Here is a 20,057-nt window from a genome sequence, read left to right as displayed (position 1 = left end):
CCCAGCCGACGCGCCAACGTCGGCCTACTCAGTGACCTTCGAATCGATCACTCGGGAGGGTACGCCCCCGAGCCGATCCACAGGTTCTGAGCATTGCTCGGGCGTGTGTGACCAACCGTGAAACCAGCCGCCTCAAGCGGGTTCTGATGAGCAGGACAGGATGCTGTCCCGCGTTTTCGGACAGAGGTTGAGATTCTGTATTCACCGTCTGATGATCAGAAGGTTTTACGGGACGGGGAGTGTCGCGGATGACGCCTAGATTTCGCATGCCGCAAGTGAAGTCCGAGCATAGGCCGTACCGGCTTGACGGCGGGGCCATCCGTATCGGTGGCGACACCTACGGCATCGCTGCCGAGATAGACGATCCAGAGGGCTGGGTGTGGGCGGCATTGCAATTGATGGATGGCAGTCGAGACCCGGATGCTATCGCGACGCTGCTGTCGGATCGTTTCGGCTCTGACGGCCTCGGGTTATATCGAGGATGCCGCTGCCGCCATACCGGCAGAACTCAGTGAACGCGAACTCGAACGCTACAGTAGAAGCCGCGCGTTCTTCCGGCGTGTCGATCTCACCCCACGGGCCCACGATTGGGAGATTCAGCTCAGATTGAAGCGCTCCCGTGCAGTCGTACTTGGGCTGGGCGGCACTGGTTCGCACGTTGCGTGGGCACTGGCCGCGGCGGGAGTCGGGGAGATTCACTGCGTCGATCCGGACCGGGTCGAGTTGTCAAATCCGAACCGCCAGATCCTATACACGGAGGACGACCTCGGCCGGTTCAAGGCAGAGGTCGCTGCGAATCGGATCAGCCGGGTGAACTCCGACGTCACCGTCACGTGCTCACGAGCGAGGGTTACGAGCCAGGCCGATCTTTCCCGACTTGTGGAGGGCTACGACGTCCTGGCGCTCTGTGCGGACGAGCCCCGAGGTTCGGAGAACATCAAGGTTTGGGCCAGCCGAGCCTGCGCCGCCGCGGGAGTCCCGTGGGCCGGTGGCGGTTACTCCGGTCCTGTCGTCACCTGCGGCGTCTTCGCGCCACCTCGGGGCGCGTGTTACGAGTGCGTAAGCGCGCAGGCAATAGCCAAACGACGATCCGGAATAGACGTCGATCTCGGCGGTCCCGGCGTTATCGCCTTCTCGGCGGGAATCAGTGGCCAGATGGTCGCACAATCCGTTGTCTCTCTTATTACGGATGTGCCGGATCCGATGCCGGGGACAATACGAGCCATGAATCTCGCCGTGCTCGGACACCACGACCTCTTCAAACCTCCGCCGCGCGCCGGCTGTACCAATTGTCATCCCTTGACATCTCCTATGGATCGATCATGATGCTCGTGTCGGGGCTTCGAAACCTCGTGGCCCAAACATGATTGAGAGGAAGTTCTCGTGGCAGAGGAACGTGAAACGCATCCTGCACTGGACGAGGCCGAGGAGTTGCAGGCCATCTCGATTCGTAAACTCGACAAGATCGAGACGACAATGCTGGAGAGCAACAGTCACGGCCAATAGGCGGGGCCGTCGCGGCTGAGCCGGTATATTCCGGCTCAGCCGCACGTCATTGGGCACAACGATGAGCAGGGAGCGTTCGCACATGCCGGACCTGCGACAGGAATCGCGACCCTCCCGCATATGCAGGGATTCCGCTGCTGTTCTTTTCACCTCCGAGGGAACATGACCAGCAGGGTTGTGCTGCGCGAGCTCGGCGTACGCCCGGACCGGGGGGAGTGGATCGTCGGGCGTGTTTCGACCGGCGATTTTGTGGCGCTGCCCGAGGTCGGCATGCGGGTTCTGCGCCTGCTGGGCGACGGTCTTCCCGTCGAGGACATCCAGACGCGGCTTCGGCAGGAGACTGGCGCCAAGCTGGACATCGACTCCTTCGTCCGGCACTTGGCGGACGCGGGGCTGGTGGCCGCCATCGACGGCAGGCCCGTCCCGGCGCCAGACCCGCCGCGTCCGACCTTTCCTTGGTTACGTCCAGGCAGTGTTCGCTGGACGCTGAATCCTGTCCTGCATATCTGTGTCGTGGCGCTGATCGCGGTCGGCGTGGTCCTTCTCATCAGGCAGCCCGCGTTGCTGCCGAACTGGCGCGCGATCCTGTGGAGCCCGAGCGGGGCGGCCGTGCTGTTCACACGGATTGCTGTCGGCTGGTTGATGCTTTTCGTCCACGAGATGGCGCATCTGGTTACCGCTCGCGCGGCAGGGGTTCCCGGACGGGTCGCCTTCGGCACGAGGCTGCAGTTTTTGGCGGTGCAGACAGATGTTTCGGGCATCTGGCTCGCACCGCGCCGAGTGCGGCTCACCGTTTATCTTTCCGGGATAGCGGTGGACATCGCCTTATGCGCGGCCTGCGTGATCCTCAGCGTCCTGACGGGTCCACATCCCGCGTACTCGATCGCATTGCTTACCGGCATGTCCATGCTGGCCACCCAGGCCTGCGTGTTCATGCGCACGGACCTGTACTTCGTGCTGCAGGATCTCACGGGCTGCCGCAACATGTACGGCGACGTCGTCACCTACGTACGGTACGGGCTGGCGCGGCTGATGGGACGGAGGCGTCCCGGTCCGATCGTCCACGTGAGCCGCCGCGAGCGCCGCTGGTTGGCCGTGTACGGAGTGGTGCTGGTGGGCGGGACGATTGCCTGCCTCGCTGTCTTCGCGACCATCACTCTTCCGGTGACGGTGGCCCTGGTCGTCGGGGCGGTGCGGACCTTGATCTCACCCGGCGGGCCGTCGGGGACGGTGGACGCGGTGGTGGTTCTGACGCTGCTGGCGACGACGCAGTTCCTCTGGCTACGTGCCTGGTGGCGTCGTCACGGTCGTCGCCTTCGCCGCCGCGGAGCCGCAGTGGTGAGTGCCTGATCAATCTGTTCTCGTAGGCGACCCTCTCACGGCGCCGGTCATCGATCGCGCCTTGCCTCGGTCCGGGCTCGCTGGAGATGGTCGAGTATCACCTTGACGACCAGCTCGGGCCGGTCCCTGTGGATGTGATGCCCAGCATGCTCCGCGACAACGTGTTCGGCGTTCGAGGACAGACGGGTCAGGTCGGCCTGGAGCGGAGACCAGACAGAATAGAAGCGGCGTTGTTCCGCGATCGCCTCGACGTCGGCTCCCGGTGGTTCGTCGGGACAGGAAGAGATGACCGTGAGCGGGATCGGCCCCAGGCTCGGCGCTCTGCGCCGGACTTGCCAGGGATTGACGGTGATCGCGGCCGCAGCCTCACGGAGTTCAGCGCGCCGTTGCCGGTCGCTGAGGTCGAAGGCGATTCTGGTGGAGAGGAGCTTCGCCGGCAGGCGCCGGGCCTCGGCTTCGCAGCGGGCGCGGTCGCTCCATCCCGCGTCGAAGGCCAGGCGCCGAAGCCCCAGCGGTGTCAGGCGCGAGCGCAGCATCTCTCGGGTGATGGCGACTCTCGTCCCGTGCAGCAGGCGGATCTGCTCGGGATGGCTGGAATCCACGAGGACGACCGCTGCGACGGCGTCGGGCTTTTCGGCCGCAAACAACCGGACAATGTTGCCCCCGGCCGAATGCCCCACCAGAACATATGGCGGCACGATCCCCGCCCCGTCCAGTGCGCGTCGCAGGTCACGAGCGGCTCCCAGCGCCGTTCCCGACCACGGACACGGGTCGCTCCACCCGAGACCGGCGCGGTCGTATAGGACAACCGATGACTCCACCGCCAATTCGGGTAGCAGGGCGGCCCAGTTCAAGCCCGGCTCGCCCAGCCCCGGCACGATGACAACGGTCGGTGAGCCCGTGCCCGCGATCCACAGATGGATCCGACGTCCGCCCACGTCGACCGTCCGTCCGGGGGGAGGAAACCGGCGCCGATCACGCCGTGCTCCGTAAGTCTGGTACGCGGCGCTCATGGCGGCCCCGGCGATCGCGCCTGAGACGAGCCCGGTCAGTGCCTTGACGATGATCCCCCTGCTGCCGATCGAGCGGTTCATCACCCTCCAGTTGTGCCGGTTCTTCGATGGTTCCGAGGAGGGACGAGAGCGGCGGTCGCGCCGTGGATCACCTCGCCTCCGTCATTCGTACAGCGAGTCCGGCCGCCAAATCAATGACGATTGATCGGCCATGGTGGGCCCGCGCAGTGGCCGATGCGTTCTTCCGGCGCTGCGCCCGACGGCACGCTGGCCGAGTCGTGAGTCCCCGCTGTCCGCAAAGTGAACGGCCCGCCTCGAGCAGCGCCTCGACCAGTTCCGAGCCGACGTTCCCGATATCTTCTCGGGGCGCCCGGACGGTCGGCCGACCGGGTCGTCTCATCCGGAAGATCAGGTAGGCCCGGCGGCGAGACGCTTCACGCGGTTCGCCTCCGAGCCTGGCAGACGTCACCGCCGGCCCGCGCTCCCGGTCAGATGTCGAGCTGCCACTGGTGCCAGGTGTCGAAGACCTCGAAGCCCATCGCCTCGTTGATCGCCAGCATGTGCGGGTTCGCGACGGAGTTCCAGGTGATGACCCGCTCGACCGACGGCTCGCAGGCGCGGAACCAGGTGATGTTGGCCAGCTTGAGCACCAGGCCGAGCCGCCGGCCGCGGTGCGGCGCGAGGACGGTCGTCGAGGACTGGCGGCCCCATCCCTCCGGCCGCTCCGCGTCCACAATGAGCTGGGTGAACCCCGCGGGCTCCCCGCTGGCCGTGTGCCGGGCGATCATCGTGTAGGTCCGCTGGCCCGCCCGCGCGAGCATCTCCTCGCGGGCGCGTACGCGGCCGGCCGTCCACCGCTGATGCTCTATCGCGAGGTCGCCCAGCGGCTCGTCGTTCATGCCCTCCGTGAGGCGGGCCATGTCGCCGAGCAGGTCGGCGGGCGTCGGTCCGACCCACCGTTCGAGCGAGTAGTCAGTGGCGTGCCGTACGGCCCGGGCCCGGAGGAGTTCGAGGCCGGACCAGTCGGCCGTACGCAGGTCGAGCACCAGCCGGGTCTCGGTGGAGGCGGGGGAGAACCCGCGGGCCTTGGCGAACTCCGCGCCCGGCCCGCCGGCCGCGGCCTCGCCGACGAGGACGCGCCTGCCCTCCTCGCGTGCCCGGCCGATGGCGTGGTCGAGCAGCGCGCCGCCGATGCCCTCGCGCCTGCGGTCCGGACGCGTCATCAGCCGGAGCAGGGCGAGGTGGGTGTTGTCGTCCTGCGGGAAGTGGAGGAGGTAACCACCGGTGACCTCGTCACCGCCGCCCTGCCCGCTGCTGGTTCGGCCGTCGTAGGTTCGGGCGCGGTCGGTTCGGGCGCGGTCGGTTCGGGCGCGGTCGATCCGGCCGCTGTCGTCCGCCACCCACGCCTCGCCCCGCTCGCCGCCGGGCCCGCTCCGTACGCTCGCCGTGAACTGCCGCCACGACATAGCCGGGCCCGGATGGTCGCATGCCCGCGCGATGGCGTGCAGACCGGCCAGAGGAGAGTGGTCTGCCGGGCCGTCCGGGTCGTCTTCCTCCTGCGCGGCGTCGTTCTCGTTGGGGCCGACGCGCTTCGTTTGCATGCCGACAAGGATTTCGCGCCCAGTGTCAGGGGCGCGACTGATTTTCACATCGTGGAACAGGGGTGGTGAGGGCGCTATTGCAAGTAGTTCTCGACCTCGTCGGCCGGACGGGGAGAGGCGAAGTCGGGGTCCTCGCCCACGTCGCGCCGGGCGCGGCGCTGGCGCAGCAGGTCCCAGCAGCGGTCGAGCTGCTCTTCCAGCGAGGCGATCCTGTTGTGCTCCTCCTCCGAGGTCAGCTTGCCCGCGACCAGCCGTTCGCGCAGGGCGTGCTCCTCGTCGACCAGGTCGCTGATCCGCCTCAGGATCTCGTCGTCCTTCATGTCGCCTCCTTCGTCACGAGTCACCATAACCTGGGGCTCCGTCTCGAAATGTGATCGGGTGTCTCATGCGGTTGAGGGGGTCTGCTAGTCTGCTTGGCATGCTGCGCGGACTCCTTCTTATCCGCCGCGGCGAGGGCCTGTAAGAGGCCGGCTCCCTCGCCGCGGTGCGAGAGTCATGCGCGTCGGCCGCCCTGGTTTCATCCAACGGCGCCCCTCTCTCACGAACCCGACGGTTGCGTCGTGCCCGGGGATCGCCGTGCGCCCGACGAGGAGCAGATCATGAACGAGCAGCAGCCCAGCCCCATGCCCTTCCATCGCTACACGCCGTTCGAGCCCGTACGGTTGACCGACCGCACCTGGCCCGACAAGGTCATCACCAAGGCGCCCCGCTGGTGCGCCGTGGACCTGCGCGACGGCAACCAGGCGCTGATCGACCCGATGGACGCCGACCGCAAGCTGAAGATGTTCGACCTGCTGGTCCGGATGGGTTACAAGGAGATCGAGGTCGGCTTCCCGGCCGCGTCGCAGACCGACTTCGACTTCGTCCGCCAGATCATCGAAGAGGAGCGCATCCCCTCCGACGTGGTCATCCAGGTGCTGACGCAGGCCCGGCCCGAGCTGATCGAGCGGACCTTCGAGTCGCTGCGCGGGGCCCGTCAGGCGATCGTCCACCTGTACAACTCCACCTCCACCCTCCAGCGCCGGGTCGTCTTCGGCCAGGACAAGGAAGGCATCACCGCGATCGCCGTCGAGGGCGCCAAGCTGTGCAAGAAGCTGGCGGCCGAGATGGAGGGCACCGACATCTACTTCCAGTACTCGCCCGAGTCCTTCACCGGCACCGAGCTGGATTACGCCGTCGAGGTCTGCAACGCCGTCAACGACGTCTGGCAGCCCACCCCCGACCACAAGGTGATCGTCAACCTGCCGGCGACGGTCGAGATGGCCACCCCCAACGTGTACGCCGACCAGATCGAGTGGATGCACCGCAACCTGGCGTACCGGGACTCGATCGTGCTGTCCCTGCACCCGCACAACGACCGCGGCACCGCCGTCGCCGCCGCCGAGCTGGGCTACATGGCCGGCGCCGACCGCATCGAGGGCTGCCTGTTCGGCAACGGCGAGCGGACCGGCAATGTCTGCCTGGTCACGCTGGGCATGAACCTGTTCTCCCAGGGCATCGACCCGGAGATCGACTTCTCCGACATGGACGAGATCCGGCGCGTGGTCGAGCACTGCAACCAGCTCCCCGTGCACCCCCGCCACCCGTGGGGCGGCGAGCTGGTCTACACGGCATTCTCCGGCTCCCACCAGGACGCGATCAAGAAGGGCTTCGAGCACCTGGAGCGCGACGCGGCCGCCGCCGGGGTGCCCGTCGACCAGTTCACCTGGGCCGTGCCGTACCTGCCGATCGACCCCAAGGACATCGGCCGCACGTACGAGGCCGTGATCCGCGTCAACAGCCAGTCGGGCAAGGGCGGCGTCGCCTACATCATGAAGGCCGACCACCAGCTCGACCTGCCGCGCCGCCTGCAGATCGAGTTCTCCCGCGTCATCCAGGCCCGTACGGACGCCGAGGGCGGCGAGGTCACGGCCGCCGAGATGTGGGAGCGGTTCGCCGACGAATACCTGCCCAACCCGGCGAGCCCCTGGGGCCGCCTGGGCCTGCTGGCCCACCGGCACACCTCGACCGTGGACGACAAGGACGCGATCAGCGCCGACGTACGGGTGGACGGCCAGATCCGGGAGATCGAGGGCGTCGGCAACGGCCCCATCTCGGCCTTCTGCGACGCGCTGGACAGCATCGGGGTGCCGGTGCGGGTCCTCGACTACACCGAGCACGCGATGAGCGCGGGCGCCGACGCCAAGGCCGCGTCGTACGTCGAGTGCGAGGTCGGCGGGCCGAACGGCACGCAGGTCCTGTGGGGCGTCGGCATCGACGCGAACACGACGAGCGCCTCGCTCAAGGCCATCATCTCCGCCGTCAACCGCGCCACCCGCGTCTGACGGCTCCCAAGCTTGCAGTGATCCGGCGGGACCCGCGGCCTCACTGCCCTGACCTTGCACAAAATCGCAAGCGTACGCCCTGAACAGCCCACAAAGCTGTCGTGAAACACGCGAAAGGCGGCAACCGGGAGATCCCCGACTGCCGCCTTTCGCATGTCCCGTGACCGACGCGTTCGAGCCGCGTGGCTACCCCCGCCGGTCCCGGATGGCCTCGCCGACGTCGTCGATCTCGGGCGGCCCGCCGGCCGGACCTGCGACCTTTGTGTTCACCGCTGAATGTGTACCGCTACCGAAACAGAGGGTACGCATACGCAGAGTGGTGTACCGTTGACAGACAGGTAGGACCGTGTCGGTTAGCCTGAGGACATGTCGGACGAGGTCGTCAGCGTGGGAGTCCGGGAACTGCGCGACCGGCTCGCGCACTACCTGGAGCTGGTCCAGGCGGGAAACACGGTCGAGATCACGGAGAGGGGGCGGCCGGTGGCGCAGCTCACCGCATTGCCACACGAACGTGTCGTCACCGACCGGCTCGTCGCGGAGGGCCGCATGAAGCCGCCCGAGGTGGAGATCGACTGGACCGCCTGGCATGCCCTGCCCCCCGAACCCGGAGCGCCCGTGCCCAGCGAGGTGCTGGCGGATCTCAGGGCGGACGAGCGGTGATCTACCTCGACTCCTCGGCACTGGTCAAGCTGGTCGTCCGGGAGGAGGAGACGGCGGCGCTCGAGAAATGGCTGGCGGCGCAGAGCGGGGCGGTGGTCGCCTGCGAACTGGCCCGGGCCGAGGTGATCCGGGCGGTACGACCCTGCGGACCTCAGGCGGTCTCCACGGCGAAGGCGCTGATGGCCCGGCTGAGGATGGTGCCCGTGGACACACCGCTTCTCGACGCGGCCGCAGAGATCGGGCCGGCCCGGCTGCGGACTCTCGACGCCCTTCACCTGTCCGCCGCGCGGCTGCTGGAGCGCGCGCTCGACTGGTTCGTGGCGTACGACAAGCGGCTGCTCGCCGCGGCCGAAGAGGCGGGCCTTCCCATCGCCGCACCGGGCTTGCAAGGGGTCGGGCCCGGATGAACCGCTTCCTGTCGCGCCGGCCACCCTACGAGACATGCCCGCGATAGGCACCGACCTGCGGCAAGAGCTGGAGGACCCGCTCGGCGAACTCCTCGTCCTGCTTCAGGTCCACGTCAGCGTCGGCGTCATCCACCAGATCCGGGTGCGGCGTGCCGGCCAGGCGGTAAACGCCGTGTGCCATGTGTTCGAGGATCCCGGCCTGCACCAGGCGGCTCAGATCGCGGCGGTGCGCACCGTTCAGTTCCGCCTGGCGTGTCGTCACCAGGCCGCACTGCGCCTCGGTGAGATGAGGCGGGGGTGGGGCGGTTATCCGGGCAGGCCGATCAGGCGGGCGAGGCAGGTCATGTTGTGGTCGAACAGCTCGGCCCGGTGGGTGATCGTGTTGTTGAACTGGCCGAAGACCTCGAAGCTGACCATGCCGAACAGGCCCGTCCAGGCGATGATCGCGCGGGTGACCACGTCGTCCGGCACGCCCGGCATCAGTGCCCGCACGACGTCCGCGTCCTGCGCCAGGACCGCGGGCGGCGGCGGGCAGACCGGGGGAGGGGTGAGTTTGCCCGCCTGGTGGGCCTCGGCGATGATCCGTCCGTACACGGCCGTGTCGCGCACGGCCGGCCCCACGGTGTCCTGCGGAGCGGCGTAGCCCGGCACGGGCGAGCCGTACAGCAGGGCGTACTCGTGCGGATGGGCCAGGGCCCACTCGCGTACGGCGCGGCAGACGGCGAGCCAGCGCCCGGCGAAGTCGTCGGTCGGGCAGGCGGCGTCGGCCTGCTCGACGGCCTCTCCGAGGGCGTTGTATCCGTCGATGATCAGCGCGGTCAGCAGGTCGTCGCGGCTGGGGAAGTAACGGTAGATCGCCGAGGAGACCATCCCCATCTCGCGTGCCACCGCCCGCAGGGACAGGCCCCCGGCCCCCTCCGTCGCCAGCTGTCGCCGGGCGATGTCCGTGATCTCCCTGATCAGCTCCGCCCTCACCCGCTCCCGCGCGGTCCTGCTCGCATTCATGAGCCCAGGCTAACAGAGCACCGCAGTGTTCAGAGAGCACTGCTCTTGACGAAGTGCATGCCGATACGAGAGCATTGCTCTCGCAAGAGAGCAATGAACACAAGGAGTGCCGATGCTGACCGTGGCCAAGGGAGCGGTAGCCGCAGTGATGTTCTTCCTGGAGCTGGGCGTGCTGCTCGCGCTGGGCTACTGGGGGTTCACGCGGGAGGTCAACATCCTGATGAAGATCCTCCTGGGGCTCGGCACGCCCGCGGTGTTCGCCACGCTGTGGGGGCTGTTCATGGCGGGAGGCAAGGCGCCGCACCAGCTCCACGGGATCGCCAGGGCCGTCTTCGAAGTCGTGTGGTTCGGCGCGGGGGCGGCGGCCCTGGCGGCCTCCGGGCTCGTCACCGCGGGTGTTGTGTTCGCGATCGTGTACGTCGTGGACGGTGTGCTGCGGCTGCTGACCGATCAGGTCTGAAGGAGGAGTGATGGGCAAGCATGTGATCGTCGGAGCGGGACAGGTCGGCGGCGGGCTCGCCGAGACTCTGGCGGAGCGCGGACACGAGGTCACCCTCGTCACCCGCTCGGGTTCCGGCCCCGAACGCCCCGGGATCTCGCGGGTCGCCGCGGACGCGGCCGACGTCGCCGTGATGCGGCGGGTCACCGAAGGGGCCGACGTGCTCTACAACTGCATGAACCCGCGTTATCACCGATGGCCGATCGACTGGCCGCCGGTCGCCGCCTCGCTGCTGGCCGCCGCCGAGTCGTCCGGGGCCGTCCTGGTCACGCTGGGCTGCCTGTACGGCTACGGCCCGGTGGACGGGCCGATGACCGAAGACCTGCCGCTCGCCGCGACGGGCACGAAGGGCAGGGTCAGGGCGCGGATGTGGGAGGAGATGCGGGCCGCGCACGAGGCCGGCCGGGTGCGGGCCACGGAGGTGCGCGCCTCGGACTACTACGGGCCGCGGTCGTCCGACCAGTCCTACCTCGGCCCCCGGCTCCTGGAGCCCCTGTTCGCGGGCAAGACCGGCCTCGTCCTGAGCGACCCCGACATCCCGCACAGCTACACGTACCTACCCGATGTGGTGCGCGCGCTGGCGGCGGCCGCGGAGGAGGAACGCGCGTGGGGCCGGCCCTGGCACGTGCCGACCGCGCCGCCCTTCACCATCAGGGAGTACGCCGTGCGGGTGTGCGAGGCGGCCGGCCTCCCGGCGCCGCGCCTGCGGCGGCTGCCGTCGTGGGCGCTGAAGGCGGCGGGCCTCGGGTCGCCGTTCCTGCGCGAGCTGGGGGAGACCCGTTATCAGTTCGACCGGCCGTACGTGCTCGACTCCGCGGCGTCCCAGGCGGTCCTCGGATTCACGCCGACACCGGTCGAGGACGCGGTGAAGGAGACGGTGGTGTGGTGGCGGGGGCGCACCGGCCTTGGACGGGCGGCGGTAGTCTCCCCGGCATGAGAGTCGGAATCATCGGCCTGGGCGACATCGCGGAGAAGGCCTACCTGCCCGTTCTGGCGGCGACGCCGGGCATCGAGCCGCTGCTGTGCACCCGCGACCGGGCGACGCTCGACCGGCTCGGCGACGCGTACCGGATCGGCGCGCGCTTCACCTCCGTGGACGCGCTCGCCGAGGCCGGGATCGACGCGGCGTTCGTGCACGCGGCCACCGGCGCGCACGTCCCGATCGTGACCACGCTGCTGGAGGCGGGCGTGCACGTCTACGTGGACAAGCCCCTCGCCTACGACGCCGCCTCCTCCGCCGGGCTCGTACGGCTGGCCCGCGAGCGGAACAGGTCGCTGATGGTCGGCTTCAACCGCAGGCACGCCCCCGCGTACGCGGCCCTGCGCGGCCTGCCGCGCGACGTGATCGTGATGCAGAAGAACCGGCGCGACCTGCCCGGCGACCCACGTACGGTGATCTTCGACGACTTCGTCCACGTGGCCGACACGCTGCGCTTCCTCGCCCCCGGGCCCGTCACCGACACCGTGATCAGGACCCGGCTGCGCGACGGCCTGCTCGAACACGTGGTGCTGACGCTCGGCGGGGACGACTTCACCGCCGTCGGCGTGATGAGCCGCACCAGCGGCGCGGCCGAGGAGACCTGCGAGGTCATGGGCGGCGGCGGGAAGCGGCGGGTCGTCAACCTCGGCGACGTGGTCGAGTTCGCCGGGGACGAGACCCTCACGAGGCGCGGCGACTGGGTGCCCGCGACGCGGCAGCGCGGCATCGAGCAGGTCTGCCGGGAATTCTTGGACGCGGTCCGCGAGGGCCGCGTCCTCGACGCCGCCGACGCCCTGGAGACCCACGAGCTGTGCGAGCAGATCGTGCTGGCCGCCACGAAGACGGTGGAAACGGCCTGACAGCCCCCCAGGAGCCTCTCCCAAGACGGCCTGACCGCCTCCCGGAAGCCGCATATTCCCGGGAGGCGGTCGTCATCGCCGTCTTTCAGAGGGGCGTCACGGGTAGAGGCCCCGTATGCGGTGGGCCTCGGCCACCCGCTCCACGCCGATCGCGTGGGCGGCCTGGCGGAGCGTGAGGTCACGCTCGGCGGCCAGGTCGGCGACCGCCCGGTAGGCGTTCTCCATCAGGTCGCGGAGCTTCACCTCGACCTCACCGGCGCTCCAGGAGTACGCCTGGGTGTTCTGCACCCACTCCAGGTAGGACACGATCACCCCGCCGGCGTTGGCCAGGATGTCGGGCACCACCGTGACCCCGTTGCCCGCCAGGATCCGGTCGGCCTCGGGCGTGGTGGGCCCGTTGGCGCCCTCCACGACCAGGCGGGCCCGTACGCGCGGCGCGTTGCCGGCCGTGATCACGCCGTCGAGCGCGGCGGGCACCAGCATGTCCACGTCGAGTTCGAGCAGCTCTTCGTGGGAGAGCGCGTCGGCGTCGCGGTAGCCGTGGACCGTCCCGGTCTCGGCGGCGTGGGCGCGCAGCGCGGCGACGTCGAGACCGGAGGGCCGGACGACCGCGCCGCCCGCGTCCGAGACGGCCACGACGCGGCAGCCGGCGTCGGCCAGGTATTGCGCGGCGAGCGCGCCCACCTTGCCGAAGCCCTGCACCGCCACGGTCGTGCCCTCGGGGGAGCTCGCACCAAGGGTCCGGGTCAGCGCCTGCAGCGCGGCGATCCGCACCCCGCGCGAGGTCGCGCCCGCGCGGCCCGGCGAGCCGCCGAGCGCCGTGGGCTTGCCGGTCACCACGCCGGGGGCGGAGTAGCCCGCGTTGGCGCTGTAGGTGTCCATGATCCAGGCCATGGTCTGCTCGTCGGTGCCCACGTCGGGCGCGGGGATGTCCTTTTCCGGGCCGAGGAGCGGCAGGATCTCGTTGACGTAGCGCCGGGTGACGCGTTCGAGCTCGCGGGTGGTCAGCGTGGCCGGGTCCACCGCGACGCCGCCCGTGGCCCCGCCGTACGGGATGCCGACGAGGGCGCACTTCCACGTCATCCACATGGCGAGGGCGGTGACCTCGGCGAGATCGGTGTCGGGGTGGAAACGGATGCCGCCCTTGGCCGGTCCGCGCGACAGGTTGTGCTGCACGCGGTGGCCCTGCACGACCTCAAGGCGGCCGTCCTCACGCCGTACGGGCACGGAGACGGTCAGCGAGCGGCGGGGCGTGGCGAGCATGTGGTGCAGGCCGTCCTCGAGGCCGAGGAAGCGGGACGCCTCTGCGAGGTGGAAGCGGGCGGCGGCCAGGGCGCGCTCACCCGGTGTGGGGGCAGGATGATCGGGGATCGGAGACCGAACCCCCGACGCCGTTGTCGGGAAGTCCGTGATGGTCATTCTGTTGTTCTCCTGTCGGAAGGGGGGCCGTCCCCCCGGGCCCCCGCGCGCCGTCGTCGTTGACGGGCACGGAAGGCGGGCCGGAGGAGCGACATCTGGATCAAACCGTGTGCCGGGTGATCGCGATATAGGCCAATACGGAGATCACCGGGCGGGATTTCGCCGTTCCGGCGCATAGGCGGCGCACGGACCGCGAACGGCGCAGGACACATGGGCGTAAGTCGCGCTTTGCCGTCCGTTTGCAGTAGACAGGTCTCGTGCCGGAACTTGTGCTGGGCCCGCTGCTGCGCCACGTGGACGCGGCCGCCGCGACCGTCTGGGTGGAGACCTCCGAACCCTGCACGGTCCGCGTGCGCGCCGGCGACGCCTGCTCGGAGGAGCGCACCTTCACTGTGCACGGCCACCACTATGCCCTGATCGACGTCGGCGTCGAGAGCCCGGTGGCCTACGAGGTGGAGCTCGACGACCGGCGGGGGTGGCCCGCCGACGGCTTGCCGCCGAGCGTGATCCGCCCGCTGACCCGCCTCGACCGGCTGATCTTCGGCTCCTGCCGCACCAGCGTCCCGCACGAGGAGCCGTACGTGCGCACGCACGGCCCGGACGTCCTACGGGCGTACGGCCTGCGCCTGATGGAGTCGCCGGACGAGCGGCCCGACCTGATTCTGCTGCTCGGCGACCAGGTGTACGCCGACGAGCTGACGCCGGACATGAAGCAGTTCATCGCCGGGCGCAGGGACGACGGACCCGAGGAGGTCGTCGACTTCGAGGAGTACGCCGAGCTGTACCGGCAGGCGTGGTCGGACCCGCCGGTCCGCTGGCTGCTGGCCACGGTGCCCAGCCTGATGATCTTCGACGACCACGACGTCAGGGACGACTGGAACACCTCGAAGGCCTGGCGTGAGCAGATGGCCGAGGTGCCCTGGTGGGAGCGGCGCATCGTCTCCGCGCTCGGCTCCTACTACGTCTACCAGCACCTGGGCAACCTGCCCCCGGCCGACCGGGCGGCCGATCCCGTGCTCGCCGCACTGCGGGCGGGCGACGGCGACGAGGCGCTCGACGCCTTCGCCCGGCGGGCCGACCGGGAGCCCGACTCGGTGCGCTGGAGCTATCACAGGGACCTGGACGGCACCCGGCTGATCGTGCTCGACAGCCGCAGCGCCCGGGTGCTGGAGCCGGGACGCCGCAGGATGCTCGACCCGGGGGAGTGGGACTGGTTCGACAAGCACGCCACCGGCGACTTCGAGCACCTGCTCGTCGGGTCGTCGCTGCCGATCCTGCTGCCCGCGGGGATCCACCACGTGGAGAGCTGGAACGAGGCGGTCTGCGACGGCATCTGGGGCCGCCGGGCGGCCCGGTTGGGGGAGCGGATTCGGCAGTTCCTCGACCTGGAGCACTGGGGGGCCTTCCGCCGGTCGTTCGAGGACCTCGCGCGAGTGGTGCTGGAGGTCGCCTCGGGCCGCCGGGGCAGGCCGCCCGCGACCGTCCTGCTGCTGTCGGGCGACGTCCACTACTCCTACATGGCGTCCGTACGGCGCCGGGGCGGCGGGCGCGTCCACCAGATCGTCTGCTCGCCCATCCGCAACCCGCTGAGTCGCACGCTGCGCTTCGCCAACATCGTGGCGTCGTTCGGGCTCGCGGGCGTGCTCGGCGGGGTGCTGGCCAGGGCCGGGGGCCTTCCCCGGCCGCCGTTGCGATGGCGCATCAGCAAGGGACCCTGGTTCCCCAACATGATGACCGCCATCGACCTGGCGCCCGGGGAGGCCGCGGTGACGTGGTTCACCGACACCGGCGATCAGGACGCGGTGCGGATCAGGCCCGAGCCTCCCGCAGCACCGCGCTGAGCTGGTCGAGCGCCCACTCCAGGTCGTCCCGGGAGACGACCAGAGGCGGCGCGAGGCGGATCGTCGAGCCGTGGGTGTCCTTGACCAGCACGCCGCGGCGCATGAGCGCCTCGCTGATCTGCCGTCCGGTGCCGAGCGAGGGGTCGATGTCGATGCCCGCCCACAGGCCGCGCCCGCGCACCGCCACCACGCCGGGGCCCATTTCGGCCAGCCGCGCGTGCAGGAACGCGCCGAGCTCGCGGGCCCTGGCCTGGTATTCGCCGGTCTTCAGCAGTCCGATGACCGCGTCGCCGACGGCGCAGGCCAGCGGGTTGCCGCCGAAGGTGGAGCCGTGCTGGCCGGGGCCGATCACGCCCATGACGTCGGTGTTCGCGACGACCGCGGAGACCGGGACCACGCCGCCGCCGAGGGCCTTGCCCAGGACGTACATGTCCGGGACGACGCGCTCGTGGTCGCAGGCGAACGTGTCACCGGTGCGGCCGAGGCCCGACTGGATCTCGTCGGCCACGAACAGCACGTTGTTGTCGGTGCAGATCTCCCTGACCGCGGCCAGGTAGCCGTCCGGCGGCACCAGCACGCCGGCCTCGCCCTGGACGGGCTCCAGCAGCACGGCCACCGTGTTCTCGTCGATCGCCTCCCTGACCGCCTCGGCCGAGCCGTACTTGACGATCCGGAAGCCGGGGGTGAAGGGGCCGAAGCCGTCGCGCGAGTCGGGGTCGGTGGAGAAGCCCACGATCGTCGTCGTGCGGCCGTGGAAGTTGTCCTCCATCACGACGATGTTGGCCTGGTCGGGAGCGACGCCCTTGACCTCGTAGCCCCACTTGCGGGCGACCTTGATCGCGGTCTCGACGGCCTCCGCGCCGGTGTTCATCGGCAGGACCATGTCCTTGCCGCACAGCTCGGAAAGGCCGGTCACGAACGCGGCGAACCGGTCGTGGTAGAACGCCCGGCTGGTCAGTGTCAGCCGGTCGAGCTGCTCCCGGGCCGCGGCGAGGATCGCGGGGTTGCCGTGGCCGAAGTTCAGCGACGAGTAGCCGGCCAGGCAGTCGAGATACCGCTTGCCCTCCACGTCGGTGACCCAGGCGCCCTCGGCCGAGCTGATCACGACGGGCAGCGGGTGATAGTTGTGCGCGCTGTGGCTCTCGCTGAGCCGGATCAGTTCCTCGCTGTTCATCGGGTCTCCCTGTTCGGCCGGATCTCGAGGGTGCAGCACTTGGGACCGCCGCCCGACTTGCGCAGCTCACTGAGGTCGACCGGGACGACCTCGAAACCCCGGCGCTTGAGTTCCAGGGTCAGCCCGGTGGCCTCGGCGTTGAGGACGACGTTGCGGCCGTCGCTCACCGCGTTGAGGCCGAGCACCTCCGCGTCCGCGGACGTGGCGATCACGGCGTCGGGGAACAGCCGCCGCAGCACCTTCCTGCTGCCCTCGCTGAACGCCTCCGGATAGTACGCGACGTTGTGGCCGTTCAGCGGGAACAGGGCGGTGTCGAGGTGGTAGAACCTCGGGTCGACCAGGCGCAGCGTGACGACCGGGCGGCCGAGGAACTCCTGGGCCTCCATGTGCGCCGCGACGTCGGTGCGGAATCCTGTCCCGGCCAGGATAACTTCGTCGAGCGTCAGGTAGTCGCCCTCACCCTCGTTGGTGAAGGACGCCTCCAGCGTCTCGTATCCCCGTTCGGCGAACCACCGCAGGTAGGCGGGGCCCTCGGCGGCGCGCTGCGGGTGGGCGAACTTCGCGCCGTAGACCCGTCCGTCCACGACGAGCGCGCCGTTCGCGGCGAACACCATGTCCGGCAGGCCCTCGATCGGGTCGATCAGGCTGACGGTGTGGCCCAGGCTCTCGTACGCCTGCCGGAGGCTCTCCCACTGCCGCACCGCCCTGGCCGTGTCGGTGTCCTTCTCCGGGTGCATCCACGGGTTGATGGAATACGAGACCGTGAAGAAATCCGGCCGGCACATCAGGAAATGCCGGGTAGTGCCCGTACGGCCACGGTCCGTGGCCTCGGTGGCGGGCGCAAGCGTCATCGTCGACTCCAAGCGGAAAACCGGGTGAACGGGACTTCAGCGTAGGAATCCGGAGGCGACAATCCAATGCGCCCGCGTTGCGATCACATGTGGATCGGTTGCGTCTATCACCCGTTTTGCAGCGATCCGTTAATCAGCCGCGACAGCACGATCGAACTCTTCGTGCGGACCACGAACGGCTCGGCCGCCAGGCGCTCGATCACCCGCTCGACGTGCCGCACGTCGGTCGCGCGGATGTGCAGCAGCGCGTCGGCCTCGCCGGTGACCGTGCAGGCCGAGACGACCTCCGGATGCCGGGACACGGCCATGCCGATCTCCGCCGGTGAGGTCTTCCCCCGGCAGTACAGCTCGACGTACGCCTCGGTGGTCCAGCCGAGGGCCGACGGCTCGACCCGGGCGCTGAAGCCGGTGATCGCGCCGCTGGCGATGAGCCGGTCGACCCGCCTCTTCACGGCCGGAGCCGACAGCCCCACTTGAGCGCCTATTTCGGCGTACGTCGCCCGGGCGTCCTCGACGAGGGCCCGGATTATGGCGCGATCGAGCTCGTCCAACCTCACGTGGACCTGTATACAGCCGCCGGGGCCCGGCATGCCCCGCGCCGTGCCCGCCGCCGCCCCGAGCCGGGCACGGCTCAGGTGAGCTGGACCAGCACCGAGCCGACGATGAGCAGGGCGAGGCCGGACAGGCGCGGCGCCGTGAGCGGGCGCCGGGGCAGCCGCAGGAAGCCGTAGTTGTCGATCACGGCCGAGGCGACCTGCTGGCCGGTCACGGTCAGCGCCACGGTGGTGGCGGCGCCGATCGTGGGGATGAGCGTGAAGGTCGCGGTGACGTACGCCGCGGCGCAGGCGCCGCCGAGCCAGCCCCACCAGGGCATCGTGCGCAGCCCGCCGAGCTGCGGCCGGGGGGTGCGGCGCGTCGCCAGCAGGACGAGCAGCACCACGGCGATGGTGATCGTGGCCACGATGAAGCTGATCATCGCGGTGGTCACCGGCTCGCGGATGTCCTTGCGCAGCGCGGCGTTGACCGCTCCCTGCACCGGCAGGACCGCGCCGGCCACTATGCCCAGCAGGATCCAGCCGCTCTGGCCGAGGCCGCGGGTCCGGCGTACGGCGGTGGCGGCCGGGGCGGTGGCGGTGGCCGTCGCGCCGCGGCCGGGACCGCCGGACCCGCCGGACCCGCCGCCGGTCGCCGGTCCCGCCGCGGGCGGCGTCTGCGCCGGGCGCTGCCCGCGGATGATGACCGTGATGCCGGCGAGGACCGCGAGCGCGCCGAGCACGATGCCGACGCTGAGCGGCCTGCGCGCGATGCCGAGCAGGCCGAACAGGTCGAGCCCCAGCGACGCGAACATCTGACCGGTAACGAACAGGCCCGCCGCGGCCAGCGCGCCGAGGCGCGGGAAGAGCAGGATCCCGCTGGTGATGTAGAGCGGGCTGGCCAGACCGCCGAGCAGGTGCCAGAACGGCACGCCGGGCGCGAGGCGGATCGCGCCGATGGCGCCGACGGCGGCGGCGAGGAGCGCCAGCAGGGCCGTCGCCACGCCCAGTTGCAGGGTCGAGGCGCCGTACGGCGTCCCCACGGCCTTGTTGAGCTGGAGATTCACCGAGGCTTGCACTGCCAGTAGGCAGCCGGCCAGCAGCGCCGAGGCGAGGAACAGGGCATGCATCGCGATCCCTCTTCTAGAGAACCGGATTCGAAAAGCCGGATCAGAACCGGACATGGTGTCCGGATGAGCGTAAGACAAAGTGGACGCGATGTCCACATAGTTCGACCGGGGGCTACGATGGCCTCATGGACAACGGGTTTGTGGATCCCGGCGGGAACGTGAAGAACGGCCGCGTTCCATCAGGGGGGACCATGCCTGCCGGCCGGGAACTGCCCGTGCTCGATCTCGAACCGGGCCGCCCGGCGCCGGTGCGCGAACGGGCGGACGCCGCGCGCAACCGCATGCGCGTGCTGAAGGCGGCCGAACAGCTCTTCGCGTCCAGGGACGCGCGACACGTCACCATGGACGAGATCGCCAAGGCGGCGGGGGTGGGGCGGGCCACGCTCTACCGGCGTTATCCGGACACCGCCTCGATCGCGACGGCGCTCCTGGACGAGCACGAGCGGCAGGTGCAGGGACACATCCTGAACGGCCCGCCGCCGCTCGGCCCCGGTGCCTCACCGGCGGATCGGCTCGCCGCGTTCTACGTCGCGATGATCGATCTGCTGGAGCGTCACCTGCACCTCGTGCTGGGGGCCGAGACGGGCAGCGCGCGGTTCGGCACCGGCGCCTACCGCTTCTGGCGCACCCACGTGCGGATGCTGCTGACCGAGGCGGGGGTGCCGGATCCGGAGGGCAAGGCGGACGCCGTGCTGGCGCCGCTCGCGCCCGAGGTCTACCAGTTCCAGCGGCGGACCCTGGGCCTGTCGCAGGCCCGCGTCACCGAGTCGCTGGTGTGGAACGCCCACCGGCTCGCGGGCGGCGAGGCGCCGCCGGAACCCTGACGACTCGCCAGGACGCGCGAGGCGCGGGGACGGCGGGCGCCGTCGCCGCGCCAGGACGGGGCGGGCGGCCGAGGATCAGACGCGGCCGGG

At 70.0% G+C, this 20,057-nt stretch carries 21 protein-coding genes; 11 read left to right on the top strand and 10 right to left on the bottom strand.

Annotated elements, in window-relative coordinates:
• The first annotated feature begins 402 nt into the window (after nucleotides 1-402).
• From FLV34_RS03430 to FLV34_RS03425, 3 genes are all read left to right on the top strand, one after another.
• Nucleotides 403-1,326, top strand: coding sequence for a ThiF family adenylyltransferase (locus tag FLV34_RS03430; protein ID WP_147942309.1), 924 nt, complete (start codon nucleotides 403-405; stop codon nucleotides 1,324-1,326).
• 57 nt (nucleotides 1,327-1,383) lie between these two features.
• On the top strand, nucleotides 1,384-1,506 hold the full coding sequence (locus FLV34_RS42160; RefSeq protein ID WP_260617397.1) for a hypothetical protein: 123 nt from the start codon (nucleotides 1,384-1,386) through the stop codon (nucleotides 1,504-1,506).
• A gap of 162 nt (nucleotides 1,507-1,668) precedes the next feature.
• Complete coding sequence (locus tag FLV34_RS03425; protein ID WP_142649818.1) at nucleotides 1,669-2,856, top strand: PqqD family protein; 1,188 nt, start codon at nucleotides 1,669-1,671, stop codon at nucleotides 2,854-2,856.
• A 38-nt stretch (nucleotides 2,857-2,894) separates the two neighbouring features.
• Here the strand turns inward: FLV34_RS03425 and FLV34_RS03420 are convergent, their stop codons facing one another.
• From FLV34_RS03420 to FLV34_RS03410, 3 genes are all read right to left on the bottom strand, one after another.
• Entirely contained in the window at nucleotides 2,895-3,941 is a 1,047-nt protein-coding gene (locus FLV34_RS03420) for an alpha/beta fold hydrolase (RefSeq protein ID WP_142649817.1), read from the bottom strand.
• A gap of 407 nt (nucleotides 3,942-4,348) precedes the next feature.
• Nucleotides 4,349-5,461 carry a GNAT family N-acetyltransferase gene (locus FLV34_RS03415; RefSeq protein ID WP_168066236.1) on the bottom strand — a complete coding sequence of 371 codons (1,113 nt, stop codon included), beginning with the start codon at nucleotides 5,459-5,461 and terminating at the stop codon, nucleotides 4,349-4,351.
• Between the two features lie 74 nt (nucleotides 5,462-5,535).
• On the bottom strand, nucleotides 5,536-5,781 hold the full coding sequence (locus tag FLV34_RS03410) for a DUF2630 family protein (protein ID WP_142649815.1): 246 nt from the start codon (nucleotides 5,779-5,781) through the stop codon (nucleotides 5,536-5,538).
• A 276-nt stretch (nucleotides 5,782-6,057) separates the two neighbouring features.
• On the opposite strand from FLV34_RS03410, the gene leuA reads away from it, so the two are divergent.
• The 3 genes from leuA (at nucleotide 6,058) to FLV34_RS03395 (ending at nucleotide 8,852) form a co-directional block, all read left to right on the top strand.
• Nucleotides 6,058-7,785 carry a 2-isopropylmalate synthase gene (gene leuA, locus FLV34_RS03405; RefSeq protein ID WP_221889970.1) on the top strand — a complete coding sequence of 576 codons (1,728 nt, stop codon included), beginning with the start codon at nucleotides 6,058-6,060 and terminating at the stop codon, nucleotides 7,783-7,785.
• A gap of 366 nt (nucleotides 7,786-8,151) precedes the next feature.
• Complete coding sequence (locus tag FLV34_RS03400) at nucleotides 8,152-8,445, top strand: type II toxin-antitoxin system Phd/YefM family antitoxin (protein ID WP_142649813.1); 294 nt, start codon at nucleotides 8,152-8,154, stop codon at nucleotides 8,443-8,445.
• Nucleotides 8,442-8,852 carry a type II toxin-antitoxin system VapC family toxin gene (locus FLV34_RS03395; protein ID WP_142649812.1) on the top strand — a complete coding sequence of 137 codons (411 nt, stop codon included), beginning with the start codon at nucleotides 8,442-8,444 and terminating at the stop codon, nucleotides 8,850-8,852. Before FLV34_RS03400 ends, FLV34_RS03395 begins: the two co-directional genes overlap by 4 nt.
• A 25-nt stretch (nucleotides 8,853-8,877) precedes the next feature.
• Here FLV34_RS03395 and FLV34_RS03390 read toward each other — a convergent pair whose 3' ends face one another.
• Both FLV34_RS03390 and FLV34_RS03385 read right to left on the bottom strand, forming a co-directional pair.
• Nucleotides 8,878-9,114, bottom strand: a complete 237-nt coding sequence (locus FLV34_RS03390; RefSeq protein ID WP_222709392.1) for a type IV toxin-antitoxin system AbiEi family antitoxin domain-containing protein — start codon at nucleotides 9,112-9,114, stop codon at nucleotides 8,878-8,880.
• 44 nt (nucleotides 9,115-9,158) lie between these two features.
• The gene (locus FLV34_RS03385; protein ID WP_142649811.1) at nucleotides 9,159-9,857 is read right to left on the bottom strand and encodes a TetR/AcrR family transcriptional regulator; all 699 of its coding nucleotides are present in this window, start codon (nucleotides 9,855-9,857) and stop codon (nucleotides 9,159-9,161) included.
• A gap of 112 nt (nucleotides 9,858-9,969) precedes the next feature.
• Between FLV34_RS03385 and FLV34_RS03380 the strand changes: the two genes are divergently transcribed.
• The 3 genes from FLV34_RS03380 to FLV34_RS03370 are packed head-to-tail and all read left to right on the top strand — an operon-like array spanning nucleotide 9,970 to nucleotide 12,195.
• On the top strand, nucleotides 9,970-10,317 hold the full coding sequence (locus FLV34_RS03380; protein WP_142649810.1) for a YrdB family protein: 348 nt from the start codon (nucleotides 9,970-9,972) through the stop codon (nucleotides 10,315-10,317).
• A gap of 10 nt (nucleotides 10,318-10,327) precedes the next feature.
• Nucleotides 10,328-11,293 carry an NAD-dependent epimerase/dehydratase family protein gene (locus FLV34_RS03375; protein WP_142649809.1) on the top strand — a complete coding sequence of 322 codons (966 nt, stop codon included), beginning with the start codon at nucleotides 10,328-10,330 and terminating at the stop codon, nucleotides 11,291-11,293.
• Nucleotides 11,290-12,195 (top strand): Gfo/Idh/MocA family protein, encoded by a 906-nt coding sequence (locus FLV34_RS03370; RefSeq protein ID WP_142649808.1) that lies wholly within the window; start codon nucleotides 11,290-11,292, stop codon nucleotides 12,193-12,195. The genes FLV34_RS03375 and FLV34_RS03370 overlap by 4 nt, the downstream gene beginning before the upstream one ends.
• Nucleotides 12,196-12,291: 96 nt before the next feature.
• Here the strand turns inward: FLV34_RS03370 and FLV34_RS03365 are convergent, their stop codons facing one another.
• Nucleotides 12,292-13,614: a Glu/Leu/Phe/Val dehydrogenase gene (locus FLV34_RS03365; RefSeq protein WP_147942308.1), complete on the bottom strand. Its 1,323-nt coding sequence runs from the start codon at nucleotides 13,612-13,614 to the stop codon at nucleotides 12,292-12,294.
• 257 nt (nucleotides 13,615-13,871) lie between these two features.
• On the opposite strand from FLV34_RS03365, the gene FLV34_RS03360 reads away from it, so the two are divergent.
• Nucleotides 13,872-15,455 (top strand): alkaline phosphatase D family protein, encoded by a 1,584-nt coding sequence (locus tag FLV34_RS03360; protein ID WP_147942307.1) that lies wholly within the window; start codon nucleotides 13,872-13,874, stop codon nucleotides 15,453-15,455.
• On the opposite strand, the gene rocD is transcribed toward FLV34_RS03360, so the two are convergent.
• The 4 genes from rocD to FLV34_RS03340 all read right to left on the bottom strand — a co-directional run bounded on the left by rocD (nucleotide 15,424) and on the right by FLV34_RS03340 (nucleotide 19,143).
• Entirely contained in the window at nucleotides 15,424-16,629 is a 1,206-nt protein-coding gene (gene rocD, locus FLV34_RS03355) for an ornithine--oxo-acid transaminase (protein WP_147942306.1), read from the bottom strand. The genes FLV34_RS03360 and rocD overlap by 32 nt on opposite strands.
• Nucleotides 16,626-17,480, bottom strand: coding sequence for a dimethylargininase (gene ddaH, locus FLV34_RS03350; protein WP_142649804.1), 855 nt, complete (start codon nucleotides 17,478-17,480; stop codon nucleotides 16,626-16,628). The genes rocD and ddaH overlap by 4 nt, the downstream gene beginning before the upstream one ends.
• 107 nt (nucleotides 17,481-17,587) lie before the next feature.
• The gene (locus FLV34_RS03345; protein ID WP_030506266.1) at nucleotides 17,588-18,037 is read right to left on the bottom strand and encodes an Lrp/AsnC family transcriptional regulator; all 450 of its coding nucleotides are present in this window, start codon (nucleotides 18,035-18,037) and stop codon (nucleotides 17,588-17,590) included.
• Nucleotides 18,038-18,111: 74 nt separating this feature from the next.
• Nucleotides 18,112-19,143 carry a DMT family transporter gene (locus tag FLV34_RS03340; protein WP_142649803.1) on the bottom strand — a complete coding sequence of 344 codons (1,032 nt, stop codon included), beginning with the start codon at nucleotides 19,141-19,143 and terminating at the stop codon, nucleotides 18,112-18,114.
• Between the two features lie 125 nt (nucleotides 19,144-19,268).
• On the opposite strand from FLV34_RS03340, the gene FLV34_RS03335 reads away from it, so the two are divergent.
• The gene (locus FLV34_RS03335; protein WP_261985635.1) at nucleotides 19,269-19,967 is read left to right on the top strand and encodes a TetR/AcrR family transcriptional regulator; all 699 of its coding nucleotides are present in this window, start codon (nucleotides 19,269-19,271) and stop codon (nucleotides 19,965-19,967) included.
• Nucleotides 19,968-20,057: the final 90 nt, after the last annotated feature.

The organism is Microbispora sp. CSR-4, assembly GCF_008033685.1.
Classification (GTDB): domain Bacteria; phylum Actinomycetota; class Actinomycetes; order Streptosporangiales; family Streptosporangiaceae; genus Microbispora.
Note: the sequence above shows the minus strand (reverse complement) of the source record. Positions and strands in the feature narration are given on the sequence as shown.

Excerpts from the sequence above, each read along its gene's own strand:
- FLV34_RS03385 (WP_142649811.1), bottom strand. The coding sequence starts at position 9,857 with ATGAATGCGAGCAGGACCGCGCGGGAGCGGGTGAGGGCGGAGCTGATC.
- FLV34_RS03400 (WP_142649813.1), top strand. The coding sequence starts at position 8,152 with ATGTCGGACGAGGTCGTCAGCGTGGGAGTCCGGGAACTGCGCGACCGG.
- FLV34_RS03420 (WP_142649817.1), bottom strand. The coding sequence starts at position 3,941 with ATGAACCGCTCGATCGGCAGCAGGGGGATCATCGTCAAGGCACTGACC.
- FLV34_RS03340 (WP_142649803.1), bottom strand. The coding sequence starts at position 19,143 with ATGCATGCCCTGTTCCTCGCCTCGGCGCTGCTGGCCGGCTGCCTACTG.
- FLV34_RS03410 (WP_142649815.1), bottom strand. The coding sequence starts at position 5,781 with ATGAAGGACGACGAGATCCTGAGGCGGATCAGCGACCTGGTCGACGAG.
- FLV34_RS03370 (WP_142649808.1), top strand. The coding sequence starts at position 11,290 with ATGAGAGTCGGAATCATCGGCCTGGGCGACATCGCGGAGAAGGCCTAC.
- FLV34_RS03335 (WP_261985635.1), top strand. The coding sequence starts at position 19,269 with ATGGACAACGGGTTTGTGGATCCCGGCGGGAACGTGAAGAACGGCCGC.
- FLV34_RS03380 (WP_142649810.1), top strand. The coding sequence starts at position 9,970 with ATGCTGACCGTGGCCAAGGGAGCGGTAGCCGCAGTGATGTTCTTCCTG.
- FLV34_RS03415 (WP_168066236.1), bottom strand. The coding sequence starts at position 5,461 with ATGCAAACGAAGCGCGTCGGCCCCAACGAGAACGACGCCGCGCAGGAG.
- rocD (WP_147942306.1), bottom strand. The coding sequence starts at position 16,629 with ATGAACAGCGAGGAACTGATCCGGCTCAGCGAGAGCCACAGCGCGCAC.
- FLV34_RS03375 (WP_142649809.1), top strand. The coding sequence starts at position 10,328 with ATGGGCAAGCATGTGATCGTCGGAGCGGGACAGGTCGGCGGCGGGCTC.
- FLV34_RS03430 (WP_147942309.1), top strand. The coding sequence starts at position 403 with ATGGCAGTCGAGACCCGGATGCTATCGCGACGCTGCTGTCGGATCGTT.
- ddaH (WP_142649804.1), bottom strand. The coding sequence starts at position 17,480 with ATGACGCTTGCGCCCGCCACCGAGGCCACGGACCGTGGCCGTACGGGC.
- FLV34_RS03365 (WP_147942308.1), bottom strand. The coding sequence starts at position 13,614 with ATGACCATCACGGACTTCCCGACAACGGCGTCGGGGGTTCGGTCTCCG.
- FLV34_RS03425 (WP_142649818.1), top strand. The coding sequence starts at position 1,669 with ATGACCAGCAGGGTTGTGCTGCGCGAGCTCGGCGTACGCCCGGACCGG.